At 60.0% G+C, this 18,155-nt stretch carries 13 protein-coding genes; 7 read left to right on the top strand and 6 right to left on the bottom strand.

The window, feature by feature from the left end:
- Positions 1 to 205: 205 nt before the first annotated feature.
- Positions 206 to 2,095: a methyl-accepting chemotaxis protein gene (locus tag AB9L16_RS19845; RefSeq protein WP_236168318.1), complete on the bottom strand. Its 1,890-nt coding sequence runs from the start codon at positions 2,093 to 2,095 to the stop codon at positions 206 to 208.
- A 186-nt stretch (positions 2,096 to 2,281) separates the two neighbouring features.
- On the opposite strand from AB9L16_RS19845, the gene AB9L16_RS19840 reads away from it, so the two are divergent.
- Positions 2,282 to 3,769 (top strand): helicase HerA-like domain-containing protein, encoded by a 1,488-nt coding sequence (locus tag AB9L16_RS19840; RefSeq protein ID WP_041480025.1) that lies wholly within the window; start codon positions 2,282 to 2,284, stop codon positions 3,767 to 3,769.
- A gap of 90 nt (positions 3,770 to 3,859) precedes the next feature.
- On the opposite strand, the gene AB9L16_RS19835 is transcribed toward AB9L16_RS19840, so the two are convergent.
- Positions 3,860 to 4,315 carry a DUF721 domain-containing protein gene (locus AB9L16_RS19835; protein ID WP_095181464.1) on the bottom strand — a complete coding sequence of 152 codons (456 nt, stop codon included), beginning with the start codon at positions 4,313 to 4,315 and terminating at the stop codon, positions 3,860 to 3,862.
- Positions 4,316 to 4,623: 308 nt separating this feature from the next.
- On the opposite strand from AB9L16_RS19835, the gene secA reads away from it, so the two are divergent.
- From secA to AB9L16_RS19815, 4 genes are all read left to right on the top strand, one after another.
- Positions 4,624 to 7,365 (top strand): preprotein translocase subunit SecA, encoded by a 2,742-nt coding sequence (gene secA, locus AB9L16_RS19830; protein ID WP_038861039.1) that lies wholly within the window; start codon positions 4,624 to 4,626, stop codon positions 7,363 to 7,365.
- A 122-nt stretch (positions 7,366 to 7,487) separates the two neighbouring features.
- The gene (gene argJ, locus AB9L16_RS19825) at positions 7,488 to 8,705 is read left to right on the top strand and encodes a bifunctional glutamate N-acetyltransferase/amino-acid acetyltransferase ArgJ (RefSeq protein WP_041479803.1); all 1,218 of its coding nucleotides are present in this window, start codon (positions 7,488 to 7,490) and stop codon (positions 8,703 to 8,705) included.
- A gap of 180 nt (positions 8,706 to 8,885) precedes the next feature.
- Positions 8,886 to 9,518 carry a glutathione S-transferase family protein gene (locus tag AB9L16_RS19820; protein WP_024014096.1) on the top strand — a complete coding sequence of 211 codons (633 nt, stop codon included), beginning with the start codon at positions 8,886 to 8,888 and terminating at the stop codon, positions 9,516 to 9,518.
- Positions 9,515 to 10,462, top strand: coding sequence for a Nudix family hydrolase (locus AB9L16_RS19815; protein ID WP_375122581.1), 948 nt, complete (start codon positions 9,515 to 9,517; stop codon positions 10,460 to 10,462). Before AB9L16_RS19820 ends, AB9L16_RS19815 begins: the two co-directional genes overlap by 4 nt.
- A gap of 113 nt (positions 10,463 to 10,575) precedes the next feature.
- Here the strand turns inward: AB9L16_RS19815 and AB9L16_RS19810 are convergent, their stop codons facing one another.
- Genes AB9L16_RS19810 through AB9L16_RS19800 form a run of 3 tightly spaced genes read right to left on the bottom strand, consistent with a single transcriptional unit; the run spans position 10,576 to position 14,163 of the window.
- Positions 10,576 to 11,160, bottom strand: coding sequence for a cob(I)yrinic acid a,c-diamide adenosyltransferase (locus AB9L16_RS19810; protein WP_150637464.1), 585 nt, complete (start codon positions 11,158 to 11,160; stop codon positions 10,576 to 10,578).
- 3 nt (positions 11,161 to 11,163) lie between these two features.
- Positions 11,164 to 13,200 (bottom strand): HAMP domain-containing sensor histidine kinase, encoded by a 2,037-nt coding sequence (locus AB9L16_RS19805; protein ID WP_076563949.1) that lies wholly within the window; start codon positions 13,198 to 13,200, stop codon positions 11,164 to 11,166.
- Positions 13,201 to 13,245: 45 nt separating this feature from the next.
- Complete coding sequence (locus AB9L16_RS19800; protein ID WP_375122580.1) at positions 13,246 to 14,163, bottom strand: putative 2-dehydropantoate 2-reductase; 918 nt, start codon at positions 14,161 to 14,163, stop codon at positions 13,246 to 13,248.
- 140 nt (positions 14,164 to 14,303) lie between these two features.
- On the opposite strand from AB9L16_RS19800, the gene AB9L16_RS19795 reads away from it, so the two are divergent.
- Complete coding sequence (locus AB9L16_RS19795) at positions 14,304 to 14,789, top strand: YajQ family cyclic di-GMP-binding protein (protein WP_375122579.1); 486 nt, start codon at positions 14,304 to 14,306, stop codon at positions 14,787 to 14,789.
- A gap of 152 nt (positions 14,790 to 14,941) precedes the next feature.
- Positions 14,942 to 15,784, top strand: coding sequence for a mechanosensitive ion channel family protein (locus tag AB9L16_RS19790; RefSeq protein ID WP_016773492.1), 843 nt, complete (start codon positions 14,942 to 14,944; stop codon positions 15,782 to 15,784).
- A 224-nt stretch (positions 15,785 to 16,008) separates the two neighbouring features.
- Here the strand turns inward: AB9L16_RS19790 and AB9L16_RS19785 are convergent, their stop codons facing one another.
- Positions 16,009 to 17,346, bottom strand: a complete 1,338-nt coding sequence (locus AB9L16_RS19785) for an OprD family porin (protein WP_016773493.1) — start codon at positions 17,344 to 17,346, stop codon at positions 16,009 to 16,011.
- Positions 17,347 to 18,155 lie beyond the last annotated feature (809 nt).

Raw genomic sequence — 18,155 nt, 5'->3', positions numbered from 1 at the left:
CGATATGCACGGTGAGCAACCCTCCGCTGTGTTGTTCTCCCTTGATTGACCTTTATCCAGAATAGATGTTCGGTCGGGATTGCGCGGTGGGGTGTCACTCGGGTTTTGTTGGAAGGTAGATATTCGCGAGCAGGCTCGCTCCCACAATGGAATGCATTTTCCCTGTAGGAGCGAGCCTGCTCGCGAAGTGGCCAGTCGCCGCAGCTTAAATCCTGAAGCTGCCCACCAATTGCTTGAGACGCGAAGCCTGCTGCTCCAGATCCGAACAAGCGCGCAACGTCGCTTGCAGGTTCTCCACGCCTTCCTGGTTCAGCGTGTTGATCTCGGTGATATCGACATTGATCGACTCGACCACAGCGGTTTGTTCCTCGGTCGCCGTCGCCACCGACTGGTTCATCCCGTCAATCTCGCCAATGCGCAGGGTCACGCTGTTCAGGCGTTCGCCGGCGAGGTTGGCGATCTCGACGCTGTCCTGGCTGTGGCGCTGGCTGTCGCTCATGGTGCTCACCGATTCTCGAGCGCCGACTTGCAGCTCCTCGATCATGGTCTGCACCTGTTGGGCCGATTCCTGAGTGCGGTGCGCGAGGTTGCGCACTTCGTCGGCCACCACGGCAAAACCACGACCGGCCTCACCGGCGCGCGCCGCTTCGATCGCCGCGTTCAGCGCCAACAGGTTGGTCTGCTGGGAAATGCTGGTGATCACTTCGAGAATCTGGCCGATGTTGACGGTCTTGCTGTTCAGCGACTCGATGTTGGTGCTCGACGCACTGAGCATGCTCGACAGCTGGTTCATCGCTTTGATGCTGCGCTCCACCACTTGCTGGCCATCTTCGGCCAGACCCCTGGCATCGCTGGCCTGATTCGACGCTTGCGCGGCGTTGCGGGCGATTTCCTGGGCGGCGGCACCGAGCTGATTGATCGCGGCAGCAACGCTGCTGGTGCGCGAGGCTTGCTGGTCGGAGTTGTACATCGACGAATTCGACGCAGCGACCACGCGCAGCGCGACTTCGTTGACCTGGCCGGTGGCCGAGGACACTTCGCGGATCGAACCGTGAATACGCTCGACGAAGCGGTTGAACGCGGTGCCGAGGATGCCGAATTCATCGTTATTGACGATGTTCAGGCGTTTGGTAAGGTCGCCTTCGCCGTCGGCGATGTCTTCCATGGCGCGGGTCATCACGTGCAGCGGCTGGATCAGCAAGCGGATGAGCATGCCGAGCAGGGCAATGATGATTACCACGGCAATGATGGTTGCGATTACCGCTGAGGTGCGGAATTCGCTGAGCATCGAGTAGGCCTGATCCTTGTCGATCGACAGGCCGATGTACCAGTTCACCGACGGCAGGCCCTTGATCGGGGCGAAGGTGACGATGCGGGTTTTGCCGTCGACGCTCACTTCGCTGAAATCGCTGCTGATGCGCGGCGTGTCCTGCGGATAGGCTTCTTTCAGCGATTTCATCACCAAAGCCTTGTCCGGGTGGACGAGAATCTTGCCGTCGGCGCTGATCAGAAACGCATAGCCCATGCCGTCGAAATCCCGTGCGGCGAGGGTGTCGACCAGCGATTGCAGGCTGAGGTCGCCGCCGACCACGCCGACGCTCTGCCCGGCCTTTTTCGACGCGGTGGCGATGGAAATGATCAACTGGCCGGTGGCCGCATCGATGTAGGGTTCGGTCAGGGTCGAGGTGCTGCTGCTTTCGGCACCTTTATACCAAGGGCGCACACGCGGATCGAAACCGTCCGGCATTTTCACGTCCGGGCGGATGGTGAAGTGGCCAGTGGCATCGCCCAGGTAGGTGGCCATGAACGTCGAGGTCAGGCTTTTCTGTTCCAGCAGGCTGGCGACCGTGGCAGGTTCCGGGTTGATGGCGATGTTCTGCGCGGCGTTCTCGATCAGCAGAATGCGCCCGCTGAGCCAGGTCTGGATGTTGCCGGCGGTGACCTCGCCCATTTCATTGAGGTAGTTGTTCAGATCATCGCGGATCGCATTGCGCTGCAGCCAGTCGTTGTACAACGTGAACGAGGCAAAAGCGGCAATGACGATGAGAGCGGCGGCAAGCAAAATCTTATGGCTGAAGCGCAGGTTTTTGTTCATGGCTTGGGGTTCCGCTAAGGTCTTAATGTCCTGGGCGTGCTTTGATAGAGACGCGCACTATGGGCAAGGTTGAAAAATTGATATTTCCGGCTCTCCTTAGGGAAATGTCCGACCCGGTTTTCTGGCGGGTCTGTCCAATTTATGTATCGGCCATGTGTCATCAAAGATTAACCATTGGGTGAGAAAATGCCTGACTCCTCGCAACTCGTTATCGGCGCTGATCCGGCCGCGCAACCCATCGCTCAGGCCATGCGCCTGGCCAACCGCCACGGCCTGATCGCCGGCGCCACCGGCACCGGTAAAACCGTGACGTTGCAGCGCCTGGCCGAAGCCTTCAGCGACGCCGGTGTGGCAGTGTTCGCTGCCGACATCAAGGGCGACCTGTGCGGCCTCGGTGCTGCCGGCAACCCGCAGGGCAAGGTGGCCGAGCGCATCGCCGGCATGCCCTGGCTTGGTCACACGCCGCAGGCTTATCCCGTCACGCTGTGGGACATCCACGGTGAATCCGGTCATCCGCTGCGCACCACCCTGAGCGAAATGGGTCCGCTACTGATCGGCAGCCTGCTCGAGCTGACCGACAGTCAGCAGTCGGCCCTGTACGCGGCCTTCAAGGTGGCGGATCGCGAAGGGCTGTTGCTGCTGGATCTCAAGGATCTGAAAGCGCTGCTCAATCACCTCAAGGACAATCCACAGTTGCTCGGCGAAGACGCCGCGCTGATGACCACCGGTTCCAGCCAGGCGCTGCTGCGCCGGTTGGCGACGCTGGAACAGCAGGGCGCCGAAGCCCTGTTCGGCGAGCCGGCGCTGCAACTCGAAGACATTCTGCAACCGGGCGCCGATGGCCGTGGACGTATCCATCTGCTCGATGCCAGTCGGCTGGTGCACGAGGCGCCGAAGGTTTACGCAACGTTCCTGCTGTGGCTGCTGGCCGAGTTGTTCGAGCAACTGCCCGAGCGCGGCGACGCCGACAAGCCGCTGCTGGCGCTGTTTTTCGACGAGGCGCACTTGCTGTTCGGCGACACGCCCAAAGCTCTGCAGGAACGGCTCGAGCAAGTGGTGCGTTTGATTCGTTCCAAAGGCGTTGGCGTGTATTTCGTCACCCAGTCGCCAGCGGACCTGCCGGATGACGTGCTGGCGCAGTTGGGCTTGCGCATTCAACACGGCCTGCGTGCGTTCACCGCCAAAGAGCAGAAATCCCTCCGCGCCGTGGCGGATGGCTTTCGGCCGAATCCGGCGTTCGACAGTCTGTCGGTGCTGACTGAACTGGGGATTGGCGAGGCGTTGGTGGGCACCTTGACCGAGAAGGGCACGCCGGAAATGGTCCAGCGTGTGTTGGTGGCGCCGCCGCAATCGCGGATCGGCCCGCTGACTGAAACCGAGCGCACCGTGCTGATCGCCGGCTCGCCGTTCAAGGGCCGTTATGACAAGCCGATCGATCGCGAATCGGCCTATGAAATCCTGATGGGACGCAAAGGGCTGGCGCCCGAGGCTGAAACACCAGCGGGCAAAGCTGCGGCCGAAGAGCCGAGCCTGGCTGACCGCGCTGGCGAATTCCTCGGCACGGCGGCAGGGCAGGCGCTGAAATCAGCGATGCGCCAGGCGGCCAATAACCTTGGCAAGCAGTTGGTGCGCGGGTTGATGGGGTCGCTGCTCGGCGGCAGCAAGCGCCGCTAAAAGCAAAGATCGCAGCCTTCGGCAGCTCCTACAGTTGAAATGCATTCATTCTGTAGGAGCTGCCGAAGGCTGCGATCTTTTGATTTTGCTTCAGGCTTTCCCCTTGGCATGCGCCGCCAGCCGCTCCAGCGCCGCGCGCAATCCCGGATCGCTGATCCCGTCGGCCGTCGACTGAATCGTCTCTGCCGCACTGCTGGACAGATCCATCGAGTGCCCAACTGCCCGATGCTGCACGATCGGCGGGCGCACGCTGAATTTGATCCGCGTCAGGTTGGCGAACTCTTCGAACAGTTGCAGTTGCCGTTGCAGGCGTTTCTGCTGATAGCGCAGGCGCGTCGCCCAATGGCCGTCAGTGACCACCAGTGACAGCTCGCCTTCGCGCCACTTGGCCACGCGGCAATGCTCGCGGGCGGCCGGTTGCAGCTGGCTTTCGAGCAGACGCTGCAAATGCTCCAGGCGCTGGGCATGGCCGAGGATGGCTTTGAGCGGTTTGGCTTCACGTAACAGAACGGCGGGTGCTCTGGCCGTGAGAGGGCGAAACGCCATGATCGAACACCTGAAGGAACAGAGGCGCCATGGTAGCAGAAAGCTGCGGAACCTCTGGCCCATTGCTTTTGTCCCTGATTTGCTCATTAAATCAACGCCTGACTTCTTTCCCCCGACGGGTTGAAGTTGAGCAAAACGCCCCTATTTTAAGTGAGCCCCGTCAAAGCGCAGTGCCAGCATCGTGGAACATCGCCACTTTCCTCACCACCGTTTCCGGGTAGAATGCTCGTTCGCATGCGGCCATGAGGGCTGCACGGGCGACTCACGGGGCCGCCCTCCATCCCTTTAGTGTGGAAGATCCTGCCGATATGTTTGCGCCTTTGTTAAAGAAACTTTTTGGAAGCAAGAACGAGCGTGAAGTCAAACGCATGCTCAAGACGGTGCAGCTCGTCAATGCCTTCGAAGAGCAAATGGTGGCCCTTTCGGACGATCAATTGCGCGCCAAGACCGCCGAGTTCAAGGCCCGTATCGCCAAAGGGGAGACCCTCGACAAGCTGTTGCCGGAAGCCTTCGCCGTCGCCCGCGAGGCCGGCAAGCGTGTGATGGGCATGCGCCACTTCGACGTGCAACTCGTCGGCGGCATGACTCTGCACGAAGGCAAGATTGCCGAAATGCGCACCGGTGAGGGCAAGACCCTCGTGGCCACCCTGGGTGTTTACCTCAACGCACTGTCCGGCAAGGGCGTGCACGTTGTGACCGTGAACGACTACCTGGCCCGCCGTGACGCCAACTGGATGCGTCCGCTGTATGAATTTCTCGGCCTGACTGTCGGCGTCGTGACGCCGTTCCAGCCGCCGGAAGAAAAGCGTGCCGCCTACGCCGCCGACATCACCTACGGCACCAACAACGAATTCGGTTTCGACTACCTGCGCGACAACATGGCGTTCAGCATGGATGAAAAATTCCAGCGCGAACTCAACTTTGCCGTGATCGACGAAGTCGACTCCATCCTCATCGACGAAGCGCGTACCCCGCTGATCATTTCCGGCCAGGCCGAGGACAGCTCCAAGCTGTACATGGAGATCAACAAACTGATCCCGCAGCTGGAACTGCATGTCGAGGAAGTCGAAGGCCAGGTCACCAAGGCCGGTCACTACACCGTTGACGAAAAGACCCGTCAGGTCGAACTCAACGAAGCCGGTCACCAGTTCATCGAAGAAATGCTCACCCGCGTCGGCCTGCTGGCCGAAGGCGAAAGCCTGTACTCGGCGCATAATCTCGGTCTGCTGACCCACGTCTATGCCGGTCTGCGTGCGCACAAGCTGTTCAATCGCAACATTGAATACATCGTGCAGGACGGTCAGGTCGTACTGGTCGACGAACACACCGGTCGTACCATGCCGGGTCGTCGTCTGTCCGAAGGCCTGCACCAGGCTATCGAAGCCAAGGAAGGTCTGAACATCCAAGCTGAGAGCCAGACCCTGGCCTCGACCACTTTCCAGAACTACTTCCGTCTGTACACCAAGCTGTCCGGCATGACCGGTACCGCCGACACCGAAGCGTTCGAATTCCACCAGATCTATGGTCTGGAAGTCATGGTCATTCCGCCGAACAAACCGTTGGCGCGTAAAGACTACAACGACCTGGTGTTCCTCACCGCCGAAGAGAAATACGCGGCGATCGTCGCGGACATCAAGGAAAGCATGGCCGCCGGTCGTCCGGTGCTGGTGGGTACCGCGACCATCGAGACGTCCGAGCACATGTCCGAATTGCTCGTCAAAGAAGGCATCGAACACAAGGTTCTCAACGCCAAGTTCCACGAAAAAGAAGCTGAGATCATCGCTCAGGCCGGTCGTCCGGGTGCGCTGACCATCGCCACCAACATGGCCGGTCGTGGTACCGACATCCTGTTGGGCGGCAACTGGGAAGTGGAAGTCGCTTCGCTGGAGAACCCGACTCCTGAGCAGATCGCGCAGATCAAGGCCGACTGGCAGAAGCGTCACCAGCAAGTGCTGGAGTCCGGCGGCTTGCAGGTAATTGCTTCCGAGCGTCACGAATCGCGCCGTATCGACAACCAGCTGCGTGGCCGTGCCGGCCGTCAGGGCGATGCCGGTTCGAGCCGCTTCTACCTGTCGCTGGAAGACAGCCTGATGCGCATCTTCGCCTCTGACCGGGTGAAGAACTTCATGAAAGCCCTGGGCATGCAGCCGGGCGAAGCGATCGAGCACCGTATGGTGACCAACGCGATCGAGAAGGCGCAGCGCAAGGTTGAAGGCCGCAACTTCGACATCCGTAAGCAACTGCTCGAGTTCGACGACGTCAACAACGAACAGCGTAAAGTGATCTATCACATGCGTAACACGTTGCTGGCCGCTGACAACATCGGTGAGACCATCGCCGACTTCCGTCAGGACGTGCTCAACGCTACCGTCAGTGCGCACATTCCGCCGCAATCGCTGCCAGAGCAGTGGGATGTGGCCGGTCTTGAAGCGTCGATCGAAAGCGATTTCGGCGTGAAACTGCCGATCCAGCAATGGCTCGACGAAGACGATCACCTGTACGAAGAAACCCTGCGCGAGAAGCTCATGACCGAGCTGATGGCGGCGTACAACGAGAAGGAAGATCAGGCCGGTGCCGAGGCGCTGCGCTCGTTCGAGAAGCAGATTGTCCTGCGCGTACTCGACGACCTGTGGAAAGACCACTTGTCGACCATGGATCACCTGCGTCACGGCATTCACTTGCGTGGCTATGCGCAGAAGAACCCGAAGCAGGAATACAAGCGCGAGTCGTTCACACTGTTCTCCGAGCTGCTGGATTCGATCAAGCGCGACTCGATCCGCGTGCTCTCGCATGTTCAGGTGCGTCGCGAAGATCCGGAAGCCGAAGAGCAACGCCTGCGTCAGGAAGCCGAAGCACTGGCGGCGCGCATGCAGTTCGAACACGCCGAAGCGCCTGGCCTGGATCAGCCGGAAGCGCTGGGTGAAGAGGTCGATGTGGCACTGGCCACCGCCGCTGCCCCGGTGCGCAACGAGCAGAAGCTGGGCCGCAACGAACTGTGCTACTGCGGTTCGGGCAAGAAATACAAGCATTGCCACGGGCAGATCCAGTAAAACCCGTTTCAATCGCTGAACACCCCGCGCCGCGACCGGCTCCTGCCGTCGCGGCGTTTTGCCATTTATCCCACCGTCCTTTCCCGTGGCGGTGCTGACATCATTGAGTAAGGAGCGCATTCATGGCTGTTGGTCTTGGTCCTTTGCCAACGTTGCACCCGGTTGCCGGTTTTGAACTCGGTATCGCCTCGGCCGGCATCAAGCGCCCGGGGCGCAAGGATGTAGTGGTGATGCGCTGTGCTGAAGGTTCGACCGTGGCTGGCGTGTTCACCCTGAACGCGTTCTGCGCCGCGCCGGTGATCCTGGCGAAAAAGCGCGTGCACAATGCCGTGCGTTACTTGCTGACCAACACGGGCAATGCCAACGCCGGCACCGGCGAACCGGGCCTGGCCGCCGCCGAGCGCACCACCGCTAAACTGGCTGAGCTGACCGGCGTCGATGCCAGCCAGATTCTGCCGTACTCCACTGGCGTGATCGGCGAGCCGCTGCCGGTCGAGAAGATCGAAGGCGCACTGCAAGCCGCGCTGGATGATCTGTCGGAGAACAACTGGGAAGCCGCGGCCACCGGGATCATGACCACCGACACCCTGCCCAAGGGCGCCAGCCGCCAGTTCGAGCATGACGGCGTGACCATCACTGTCACCGGCATCAGCAAAGGCGCCGGCATGATTCGGCCGAACATGGCGACCATGCTGGGTTACATCGCCACCGACGCCAAAGTCTCCCGCGAGGTGCTGCACAACCTGATGCTCGACGGCGCCAACAAGTCGTTCAACCGCATCACCATCGACGGCGACACCTCGACCAACGATTGCTGCATGCTGATCGCCACTGGCAAGGCCGCTCTGCCTGAGATCACCCGCGCTGAAGGCGAGCTGTTCGCCAAGCTGAAACAAGCGGTGTTCGAAGTGTGCATGGACGTCGCCCAGGCCATCGTGCGTGACGGCGAAGGCGCGACCAAATTCGTTACCGTTGAAGTGAATGGCGGCGGCAATCATCAGGAATGCCTGGACGTCGGTTACACCGTGGCCCACTCGCCGCTGATCAAGACCGCGCTGTTCGCCTCTGACCCGAACTGGGGCCGTATCCTCGCTGCCGTGGGTCGTGCCGGCGTGCCGGATCTGGACGTGAGCAAGATCGACGTGTTCCTCGGCGACGTGTGCATCGCCAGCCGTGGCGCTCGCGCAGCGACCTACACTGAAGCCCAGGGCTCGGCAGTGATGCAGCAGGAAGAAATCACCATCCGCATCGAACTGGGCCGTGGCGATTGCAGCGAAACCATCTGGACCACCGACCTGTCGCATGAGTACGTGAAGATCAACGCTGAATACCGTACTTGATTCAAGGTGTGGGAGTGGGCTGCCGGCCTCTTCGCGGGCAAGCCCGCTCCCACAGTGATTGCGGTCGTTCACAAATGCCGTGTACACCACCAAAACCTGTGGGAGCGGGCTTGCCCGCGATGACGGACGACCAGACGCCAGACATTCTGGATTGTTTCCCTGACGAAAAGGCGCCACACCATGTCCCTGCACCTGATCATCGGCGACAAACTGCTTTCCTCCTGGTCCCTGCGTGCGGCACTGGCGCTGGACCTGACCGGCGCACCCTACAGCGAAGAGCTGATCAAGCTCGGCAAACCCGACACCCGCGAGCGCCTGCTCAAGCACTCGCCGACCGGCAAGGTGCCGTTGCTGCAAACCACCCGTGGCACTATCGCCGATTCGCTGGCCATTGCTGAGTACCTCGCTGAGCAGTTTCCGTCCGAGCAACTCTGGCCGAGCGATACCTTTGCCCGCGCCCAGGCCCGCTCGGCCTGCGCACAAATGCACAGCGGCTTCTTCGCCATGCGTAACCACATGCCGTTCAACCTGAGCCAGGACGCACCGCTGAACCCGGTGCCGCCAGAAGTGAAGGTCGATATCGAACGCATGCTCGCGCTGTGGGCCGAATGCCGCGCGGCAGCGACGGAAGAGGGGCCGTACCTGTTCGGTCGTGTCAGCCTTGCCGATGCCTTTTTCGCGCCGATCGCCGTGCGCTTGCGCACCTATCAGGTGAAGCTGCCGGCGGTCGACGAAGCCTATGTTGAAACCATCTACCAATGGCCCGCCTTCAAAGCGTGGCAAAAGGCTGGACTTGAGGAATTGAACCCGTGAAACGCGTCCACGTCGCCGCTGCCGTCATTCGTGACTGCGCCGGCAAAATTCTGATCGCCCGCCGTGCCGACACTCAACACCAGGGCGGCTTGTGGGAATTTCCCGGTGGCAAGGTCGAGGCTGACGAATCGGTCGAGTCGGCACTGGCTCGCGAGCTGCACGAAGAGCTGGGCATCGTCGTTGACGCTGCCCGGCCGCTGATCAAGGTTCGCCACGATTACCCGGACAAACAGGTCTTGCTGGATGTCTGGGAAGTCTCGGCGTTCAGTGGCGAACCCCACGGCGCTGAAGGCCAGCCACTGGCCTGGGTCACTGCCAGGGAATTGATCAACTACGAGTTCCCGGCGGCCAATCAGCCGATCGTCGCGGCGGCGCGCTTGCCTGCCGAATACTTGATCACTCCCGAAGATCTGGAAGGCCCGGCCTTGTTGCGCGGCATCCAGAAAGCGATTGCCGGCGGCATCAAATTGATCCAGCTGCGCGCACCCAACGGCTACGACCCGAAATACCGTGATCTGGCGGTCGACGCGGTGGGCCTGTGCGCCGGCAAGGCGCAGTTGATGATCAAAGGGCCGTTCGAATGGCTCGGCGATTTCCCGTCTGCCGGATGGCACATCACCGCTGCCCAACTGCGTAAATACGCAGCGGCAGGACGTCCGTTGCCGGCCGAGCGCTGGCTCGCGGCGTCCTGCCATGACGCCGAAGAACTGGCGCTGGCCGAGCAGATGGGCATTGATTTCGTCACTCTGTCGCCGGTGCAGCCGACGCTGACGCACCCGGATGCGCAGCCGTTGGGGTGGGAGCGAGCACAGGCGTTGATTGACGGTTTCAGTAAACCGGTGTTTCTGCTCGGTGGAGTAGGGCCGGCGGAGCGCGAGAAGGCTTGGGGTACTGGGGCTCAGGGTGTCGCGGGGATTCGGGCGTTCTGGCCTGATCCAGTGTAAGGGCTACCGACCTCTTCGCGAGCAGGCTCGCTCCCACAGTGGATTGCATTTCTCCAGTCAGAATGCAGTCAAATGTGGGAGCGAGCCTGCTCGCGAAGGCGCCCTGACAGGCGCTACTTTCCTCCAGGTTTCGCCGCCGGCTGCCACAAAATCTCCGCCACCCCCTGCCGCCGCGCAATCAACCGCGCCACAACAAACAGCAAATCCGACAACCGATTGATATACGCCAGGCCAACCCCGGCCAACGGCTCCAGCGCATTCAAATGCTGACAGCGCCGCTCGGCACTGCGCGCCAGACTGCGGCAGACATGTGCCTGCGCAATCAACATCGAACCACCCGGCAAGATGAAGTTTTCCAGCGGCCCCAGCTCTTCATTCCACACATCGATGGCCGCTTCCAGTCGCTCGATTTCGGCCTCATTCAACGCCTGATATTCAGGCATCGCCAGTTCGCCACCGAGGTCGAACAGGCGATGCTGACAAGGCGCCAACACTTCGATGATTTCATTCAGCGCCGGATGCACTTCGCGCTCGGCGAGCAAACCGGCGAGCAACACGCCGACCTGACTGTTCAGCGTATCGACCTCGCCGATCGCCTCGATGCGCGGGTGATCCTTGGGGACGCGACGGCCGTCACCGAGGCCGGTTTCGCCTTTGTCGCCGGTGCGGGTGTAGATCTTCGACAAGCGAAAGCCCATGGGTTACCTCGGTAGTGAATTGGTTTCGGTGGTCAACGGCGCAGGCTGCACCAGCGGCAGACGCAGAGTGAAGCAAGTGCCCTGGCCGGGCGCCGACTGCACTTCCATCTGGCCTTTGTGATTGTTGGTGATGATGAAGTACGACACCGACAGACCAAGCCCCGTGCCCTGGCCGATTTCCTTGGTGGTAAAGAACGGCTCGAAAGTGCGCTTGCGCACGTTCTCGCTCATGCCGATGCCGTTGTCCTCGACCTGAATCTCGGCCCACGGCGGATTGAGTCTGGTACGCAAAATGATCCGGCCCGGCTCGCTGTCGTCTTCGCGCTGATGAATCGCCTGAGCGGCATTTTTCAGCAAATTGAGCAGCACCTGTTCCAGCTCGTTGGCGGTGCCCGGCACCGGACCCAGTGCCGGGTCGAACTGGCGGATGATCGCCTGGCCCTTGAAGTCGAAACCGATGGCCAGATCGAAGTCGTTACCGGCGATCTCAACGGCCTGATCGATCAGCGCCGGCAGATCGCACGGCGCCATTTGCCGGGTGCTGCGGCGGCTGAAGCTGAGCATGTGCGTGACGATTTTCGCCGCGCGGGCGCCGGCCTGTTGAATGCCGTCGAGCAGTTGCGGGACTTCGCGGCCTTGCAGGTAGCGGTTCACAGTGTCCAGTTCGATGCCCAGTTGTTCGGCGGTCTCGATGTTCTTCGGCAGATCCGCCGACAGACGCCGGCGAATGTTCTGCACGTTGTGCAGGATCGCGCCGAGCGGGTTGTTGATTTCATGGGCCATGCCGGCCGCGAGGCCACCGACCGAGAGCATCTTCTCCGACTGCACCATCATTTCTTCCAGCGACAGACGCTGAGTGATGTCGTCGATACGGATCACCACGCCACGCCCGGCACCGCCCATCAGTGGGTAAAACGTCAGCGCGTAATGCTTGGGTTCATCGTCCTTGAACCAGGTTACCCGGTCGACTTTGGCCACGGTGTGCTGTTCGACGGTGGCCTTGAGCTGCGGCAAAAACGGCTTGAGCGGTTCGAAGGCGAGGAAGATCGGCTGGTTCAAAGCCTCATCCAGGCGTGTACCGGAGAGCGCGCTGGCCTCTTGGTTCCATTGAGTGACGTAGAGCTGCTCGTCGAGGGCGATCAGGGCCGAGGGCATCGAGTCGATGATGCTGTTGAGGTAATTCTGGAAGCCGGTGAGTTTCTTTTCGATCTTGCTGCGCACCTGGACTTCCAGCTCCAGCTTGCGGTTGGTGTGGCGAGTTTCCTCGGCCAGGCCTTGCGCCTGATCGTATGCGGCCTGCGAGTCGTCGCGGGCGCGTTTGAGCTGCTGCTCGCGGGCTTCGATGCGCGAAAGCATGGTGTTGAACGCCTCGGCCAGACTGCCGATTTCGTCGTGGTTGCCGCGCGCGGCGCGCAGGGCGTAGTTCTCTTCGCGGGTGACCTGCCGGGACAATTCCTCCAGCTGATGAATCGGCCGGGTAATCAGGCGCTTGATCTGCCGGGCGATGACCAGCCACAGCAAGACGCTGAAGATCAGGATGCCGAGGCTGGCGGTCAGGGTGCCGGTGTAGAACGCCATCGGCAGTTCGCTGCTGGCCACCAGCAACAGATGCCCAGGTGCGGCGCCGGGGCGGGGCAGGGTGATCAGTTGATTGCTGCGAAACTCGGTGAGTTGCCAGGCTTCGACATGGCGGTAGCGCTCGGGGAGGCTGAGTTTTTCGCCGCGCTGCACTTGCGCCAGGCGTTCGCCCTTGCCGTCGTACAGGGCGGCGGCGCGCAGCGGTGAATAACTGTCGAGTTCCTTGAGCAGGCGCTCGGCGCTGCGCGGCGACTCCAGCGCATCGCTGACCAGACTCGGGTTGGCGATCAGCCGGCCGATGGTCTGCAAGGCCTGTGGCGCCATGCTTTCCTGGGAAATGTAATAGGCGGCGCTGATAAAGGTCAGGTTGGCGACGAGCAGAACCGTGGTCAACAACACCAGCAGGGCCGCCAGCAGTTTCTGGCCGACCGGCAGGTTTTCAAGGCGCTGGCGCAATGGCATCAGGTTTATCGCAGCAGGGGAACAAGTCGTCAGCCTAGCGGCTGCTCAGTCGCTGGGCAATCCACGCTTGTGCAGATGAGCGATCAGACGTTGCTGCAACTGGTGTAGATGCGGCAGATGCAGCTGATGGCGCTCGGCAACTTTGCAGGCGTAGCCCAATAAATAGCTGATCTCGGTGCGGCGCTGGTTGGCGACGTCCTGATACATCGAAGAGTAATTGGCGGCGGTGGCGTGGATCACGCGTTCGACTTCCGCTTGCAGATTCTCCGCCGCAGCGGGTTGGCCGCAGCGTTCGAGCAGTTCGGCCAGTTCGGTACAGAGTGTGGCAACTTCGCAGTGATGCTCGCTCAGCCCGCCGTTGCGGCAATCGTGGAGCACGGTCAGCGGGTTGATCGCGCAGTTCAGCGCCAGTTTGCGCCACAGTCGAGTGAGGATGTCAGCGCTCCATTCATGGGGAATGTTCGCCGCTTGCAGATCATCCAGCCAGACCGGCGCCAGCGGGTTCGCGCCATCGCCCAGCCAGTTGAACCCGTGGCCGGCAAACACCACGCGCCAATCGCCATCACGGAACGCGCCCTCGGTGCTGGAAGCGCTGATGCAGCGCGCTTGCGGCACACGCGCGGCGACGGCGTCCTGACTGCCAAGGCCGTTTTGCAGCAGGATCAGTTCGGCGTCCGGAGCGAGGCGGGAAGCGAGGCGGGCGACGGCCTCTTCGGCGTCATAGGCCTTGCACGCAACCAGCAATCGGCGAATCGGTTCGGGGCTGTCCGGGGTTTCGCCGGGAACTGCGTAGGTATGAGCTTGTCCGTTTTCTACCAGGGTCAAGCCGCCCACTGCCTCGTAGCTGTGCAAGCGCGCCGCATCGCGCAGGATCAGCCGCACTGGCAAGCCGGCGCGAGCCAGACGGGTTGCCCAGAGTGTGCCGAGGCTGCCGGCGCCGAGTACGTGCCAGGTGGTCGACATCAGTTTTTTGCTCGATTGCTTGCAGGCATGTGCGGCTCGCCGTATCGGTAGGAAAAGACCCGTTATAATGAGCCCGATTTTAACCGCAAGCCAAGCGCGCTCCATCCACATCGAGCGCGCCTTTTTATTGGAGAGATTACATGCCGTCGTTCGACGTGGTATCCGAACTGGACAAACACGAACTCACCAACGCGGTCGAGAACGCCGTGAAGGAACTCGATCGTCGTTATGACCTGAAAGGCAAGGGCAGCTTCGAGTTCAAGGAAAAAGACCTGACCGTCAGCCTCACCGCCGAAGCTGCTTTCCAGCTCGAAGCGATGATCGAAATCCTCAAGCTGGCGCTGACCAAGCGCAAGATCGACGTGCAGTGCCTTGAGGTCAAGGAAGCTTACGCTTCGGGCAAACTGATGAAGCAAGACGCCATCCTCAAGGAAGGCATCGACAAAGAGCTGGCAAAGAAAATCGTCGGCCACATCAAGGAAGCCAAGCTCAAGGTCCAGGCCGCCATTCAGGGCGAGCAGGTGCGTGTCACTGGCAAGAAGCGCGACGATTTGCAGGAAGCCATCGCGGCCCTGCGTGCCAGGGAATTCGGCATGCCGCTGCAGTTCAACAACTTCCGCGACTAAGCTTGGTCTGAAGGCTATGTGGGAGCGAGCCTGCTCGCGAATGCGGTGTTTCATTCAGCGAAAAGTTGACTGACACGCCGCATTCGCGAGCAGGCTCGCTCCCACAGTTGTTTTGAATACACCCCGGGAAGCCGGAAATCAGGAGATAGAACATGGATTTGAATGCGGAAGTGGACCACCTGGTCAAGGCGTCCCAGGCGTGGATCCCGATGATCATGGAATACGGCAGCCGCGTACTGCTGGCAGTGATTACCCTGGCGATCGGCTGGTGGCTGATCAACAAGGTCACGCAGAAACTCGGCGGTCTGCTGGCTCTGCGCAATGCCGATCTGGCCCTGCAAGGCTTTATCAGCAGCTTGGCCAATATCATTCTCAAGGTGCTGCTGATTGTCAGCGTCGCGTCGATGATCGGCGTCGAAACCACCTCGTTCGTCGCGGCCATCGGTGCTGCGGGTCTGGCGATCGGTCTGGCCTTGCAGGGCAGCCTGGCCAACTTCGCTGGCGGCGTGCTGATTCTGCTGTTCCGCCCGTTCCGTATCGGTGACTGGATCGAAGCCCAAGGTGTAGCGGGTACCGTCGACAGCATTCAGATTTTCCACACCGTGCTGCGTACCGGCGACAACAAGACCATCATCCTGCCCAACGGCAACCTGTCGAACGGCATCATCACCAACACCAACCGTCAGCCAACCCGCAAAGTCGTGTTTGATGTCGGCGTGGATTACGAAGCGGATCTGCAGAAGGCCCGTCAGGTGTTGCTGGATCTGGCCAAAGATCCCCGCGTCATGCAGGACCCGGAGCCACAGGCAGTGATTTCGACATTGGGTGACAGTTCGATCACAGTTTCCCTGCGTGTCTGGGTTAAAACTGCGGATTATTGGGACGTGATGTTCATGTTCAATGAACAGGCGCGTGATCGTTTGAAGGCTGCGGGCATTGATATTCCATTTCCGCAGAGGGTTATACGTGTAGTGCAGGAATCTGCCACGCAGTAAGCGTCTTTGAAGTTGGCTTGGCAGTCAGCAACTAATATAGAACCCGAGCAGTGTGCACACTCTCGGGTTTTTTATCGGCGCGATGAAACTATGCTGGCTAATAAGTAGCTAGCTAATGTTTGTCTTTTTGGTTAGTTATTCATCCATAAAAAAACCGCCCACCTGATTCAGGCGAGCGGTTTTGTTAGAGCAGAGCTCTACAGTACGTCAGCTTCGCATCCTTATTAGAGGATGTTCAGTGGGTACTCGATGATCAGACGGGTGTCGTTGTTATCAGACGAGTAACCGCTGTAGGCACCGTTGGAGCGGTACATGGCGTAACGCAGACGGAACGACAGGTCTTTGGCCGGACCTTCCTGAACCACGTACTTGGACTCGGCGTTCCACTCGTTCTCTTTACCTTCACCCAGACCGTTGGTGGTGATGTGGTCACCCATTACGTAACGGGTCATGAAGCTCAGGCCAGGTACGCCGTAAGTTTTCATGTTCAGGTCGTAGCGAGCTTGCCAAGAGCGCTCGTCGCGGCCCACGAAGTCGGAGATCTGAATGGAGTTGGCGACGAAAATGGTGCTGTTGCCGTCAACGCCGTAGTAGTAAGCGTTGTCACCGCTGGAACGCTGGTGAGCGAGGGTGAATTTGTGAGCACCGATGCTGTACGCAGCAGCCAAAGACCACAGGTTGTTGTCTACACCGGTGGTGCCATCGCCAATTGCGTCAACCAGATCACCGCGGCTGTCGCCTTTGGTGTGGTAGCCGTTGAAGTCGAAGTTCAGCGACTGCTCGTCGTTGATCGGCAAGGTGTAGTTGAGGTTGACGTAGTACTTCTTGAAGTAGTCGTCAGCGTCGGAAGCCGCCAGTGCACCGGTGAAATTGTCGGTGAACGAGTAGCTGGCGCCAAAAATGTTGATGCTGGTCAGGCCTTTGCCGCCATTGCCATCTTCATCCGGCAGACCACCGATGCTGTCGCGGCCCATGCCGGTTTGCTTGCTGAGGGCGGTGAAGCGACCTGCGCTCAGTTCCAGACCTTTGATCTCTTTGGAAGTGATCAGGGTACCGGTGGCGACTTCTGGCAGCAGACGGCTGTCGTCAGTGGCGAAAACCGGGCTGGCAACGAATTGCTGACCGTATTTCAGAACGGTGTCGGATACACGGAATTTGACTGCGCCGCCGACCTTGCCCTGGGATTTCTCAGGGTTGCCATCGCTGTCGTTGGCGAACAAACCGTTACCACGACGACCCGAACCGCCGTCCAGTTTTACCGAACCCATGGCCATGGCGTCGAGACCGAAGCCTACGGTGCCTTGAGTGAAGCCCGACTCGTAAGTCAGCAGTTGGCTGAGACCGCTATCCTGGCGATAGCCACTTTTGAAAGTGCCGTCACCGTTGGAAACGTTGCCCGCGCCATTTTTGTAGTCGCGGTTCATGTATTCGAAACGAGTCTTCAGTTTCAGGCTCTGATCTTCCAGGAAACCTTTGGCTTCATCTTGAGAAGACGCCATTGCGAACTGCGAGGTGCCTGCTGCAACAGCCAGGGCGATCATGCTCCACTTCATCACGCGCATCGTGATTTGCTCCTTTGGTTTTTAGAAGAGTACTGCCGTCCCACCTGTTTTATTATCTGGGCGGCTCTTTCTTTTTGTGTCGGCGCAAACTTATATCACGCCGACATTGTTGGCGATACTTGCGAAATCAACCTTTCAGCTTCTTTACGGCGTTGTCGCAAAAGGAGCGCTGGATGTCGCAAATTCACAGTACCGATGCAGCCGGACTGACAACTTTATCGCTGTTTCCGGGCCTTTTTTGCATCGCTAAAAAAGAGTCCCTGGCAAAACACTTGAATCTCCATCGGGCAACCCTGCCACTGTTTTTATTGGCTTCAAGCGACCACTTCCAGTGGTGCGCTTATAGTCCATACGGTTACTAATGCAACAAGCGTGCACAAACCGCGAAAACGCTGCGGTTATTTTTCTATGGGCCGCTCGCAGATGTGAAAACCGTGTGAAAACGGGGCTCCGGAGCCTTTTTTGCTGCGGGCTTGACGAGGTTCTCCCAATGGTGTTGCAGCGTACCCAGGGTGCGCAGGACAGCAAAAAACGTTACCGGTTCACCCCTTACTGAGTATTTAGCGGATGCCCGACCCAGTGAGCGTAGTCGTGTTGTGCAGTTTTGGTGCAAAAAAATCATGAATCCAGCCTTGGCCAATCTGGCGGCGACTGACCTGAGGTACGGCAGATCAAGGATTTTCGTGCAGCTCTTCACGTCAAGGCTCATGTCGGGGCCTGTGTTGGTGCGCGGCCGGGATAAATGTTTCATATCGGAGCGCCTGACGATTTACTGCTGGCAGCGGCGTGAAGCTCGCTGCATTCGCAGG

This window comes from Pseudomonas sp. LW8 (assembly GCF_041956865.1).
Classification (GTDB): domain Bacteria; phylum Pseudomonadota; class Gammaproteobacteria; order Pseudomonadales; family Pseudomonadaceae; genus Aquipseudomonas; species Aquipseudomonas siliginis.
The sequence above is the reverse complement of the archived record's forward strand: the minus strand, read 5'-3'. Positions and strand labels throughout refer to the sequence as shown.

Coding starts and splice junctions, on each gene's coding strand:
- AB9L16_RS19800 (WP_375122580.1), bottom strand. CDS start 14,163: ATGTCGACCACCTGGCACGTACTCGGCGCCGGCAGCCTCGGCACACTC.
- AB9L16_RS19845 (WP_236168318.1), bottom strand. CDS start 2,095: ATGAACAAAAACCTGCGCTTCAGCCATAAGATTTTGCTTGCCGCCGCT.
- AB9L16_RS19790 (WP_016773492.1), top strand. CDS start 14,942: ATGGATTTGAATGCGGAAGTGGACCACCTGGTCAAGGCGTCCCAGGCG.
- AB9L16_RS19795 (WP_375122579.1), top strand. CDS start 14,304: ATGCCGTCGTTCGACGTGGTATCCGAACTGGACAAACACGAACTCACC.
- AB9L16_RS19835 (WP_095181464.1), bottom strand. CDS start 4,315: ATGGCGTTTCGCCCTCTCACGGCCAGAGCACCCGCCGTTCTGTTACGT.
- argJ (WP_041479803.1), top strand. CDS start 7,488: ATGGCTGTTGGTCTTGGTCCTTTGCCAACGTTGCACCCGGTTGCCGGT.
- AB9L16_RS19785 (WP_016773493.1), bottom strand. CDS start 17,346: ATGCGCGTGATGAAGTGGAGCATGATCGCCCTGGCTGTTGCAGCAGGC.
- AB9L16_RS19820 (WP_024014096.1), top strand. CDS start 8,886: ATGTCCCTGCACCTGATCATCGGCGACAAACTGCTTTCCTCCTGGTCC.
- AB9L16_RS19840 (WP_041480025.1), top strand. CDS start 2,282: ATGCCTGACTCCTCGCAACTCGTTATCGGCGCTGATCCGGCCGCGCAA.
- secA (WP_038861039.1), top strand. CDS start 4,624: ATGTTTGCGCCTTTGTTAAAGAAACTTTTTGGAAGCAAGAACGAGCGT.
- AB9L16_RS19810 (WP_150637464.1), bottom strand. CDS start 11,160: ATGGGCTTTCGCTTGTCGAAGATCTACACCCGCACCGGCGACAAAGGC.
- AB9L16_RS19805 (WP_076563949.1), bottom strand. CDS start 13,200: ATGCCATTGCGCCAGCGCCTTGAAAACCTGCCGGTCGGCCAGAAACTG.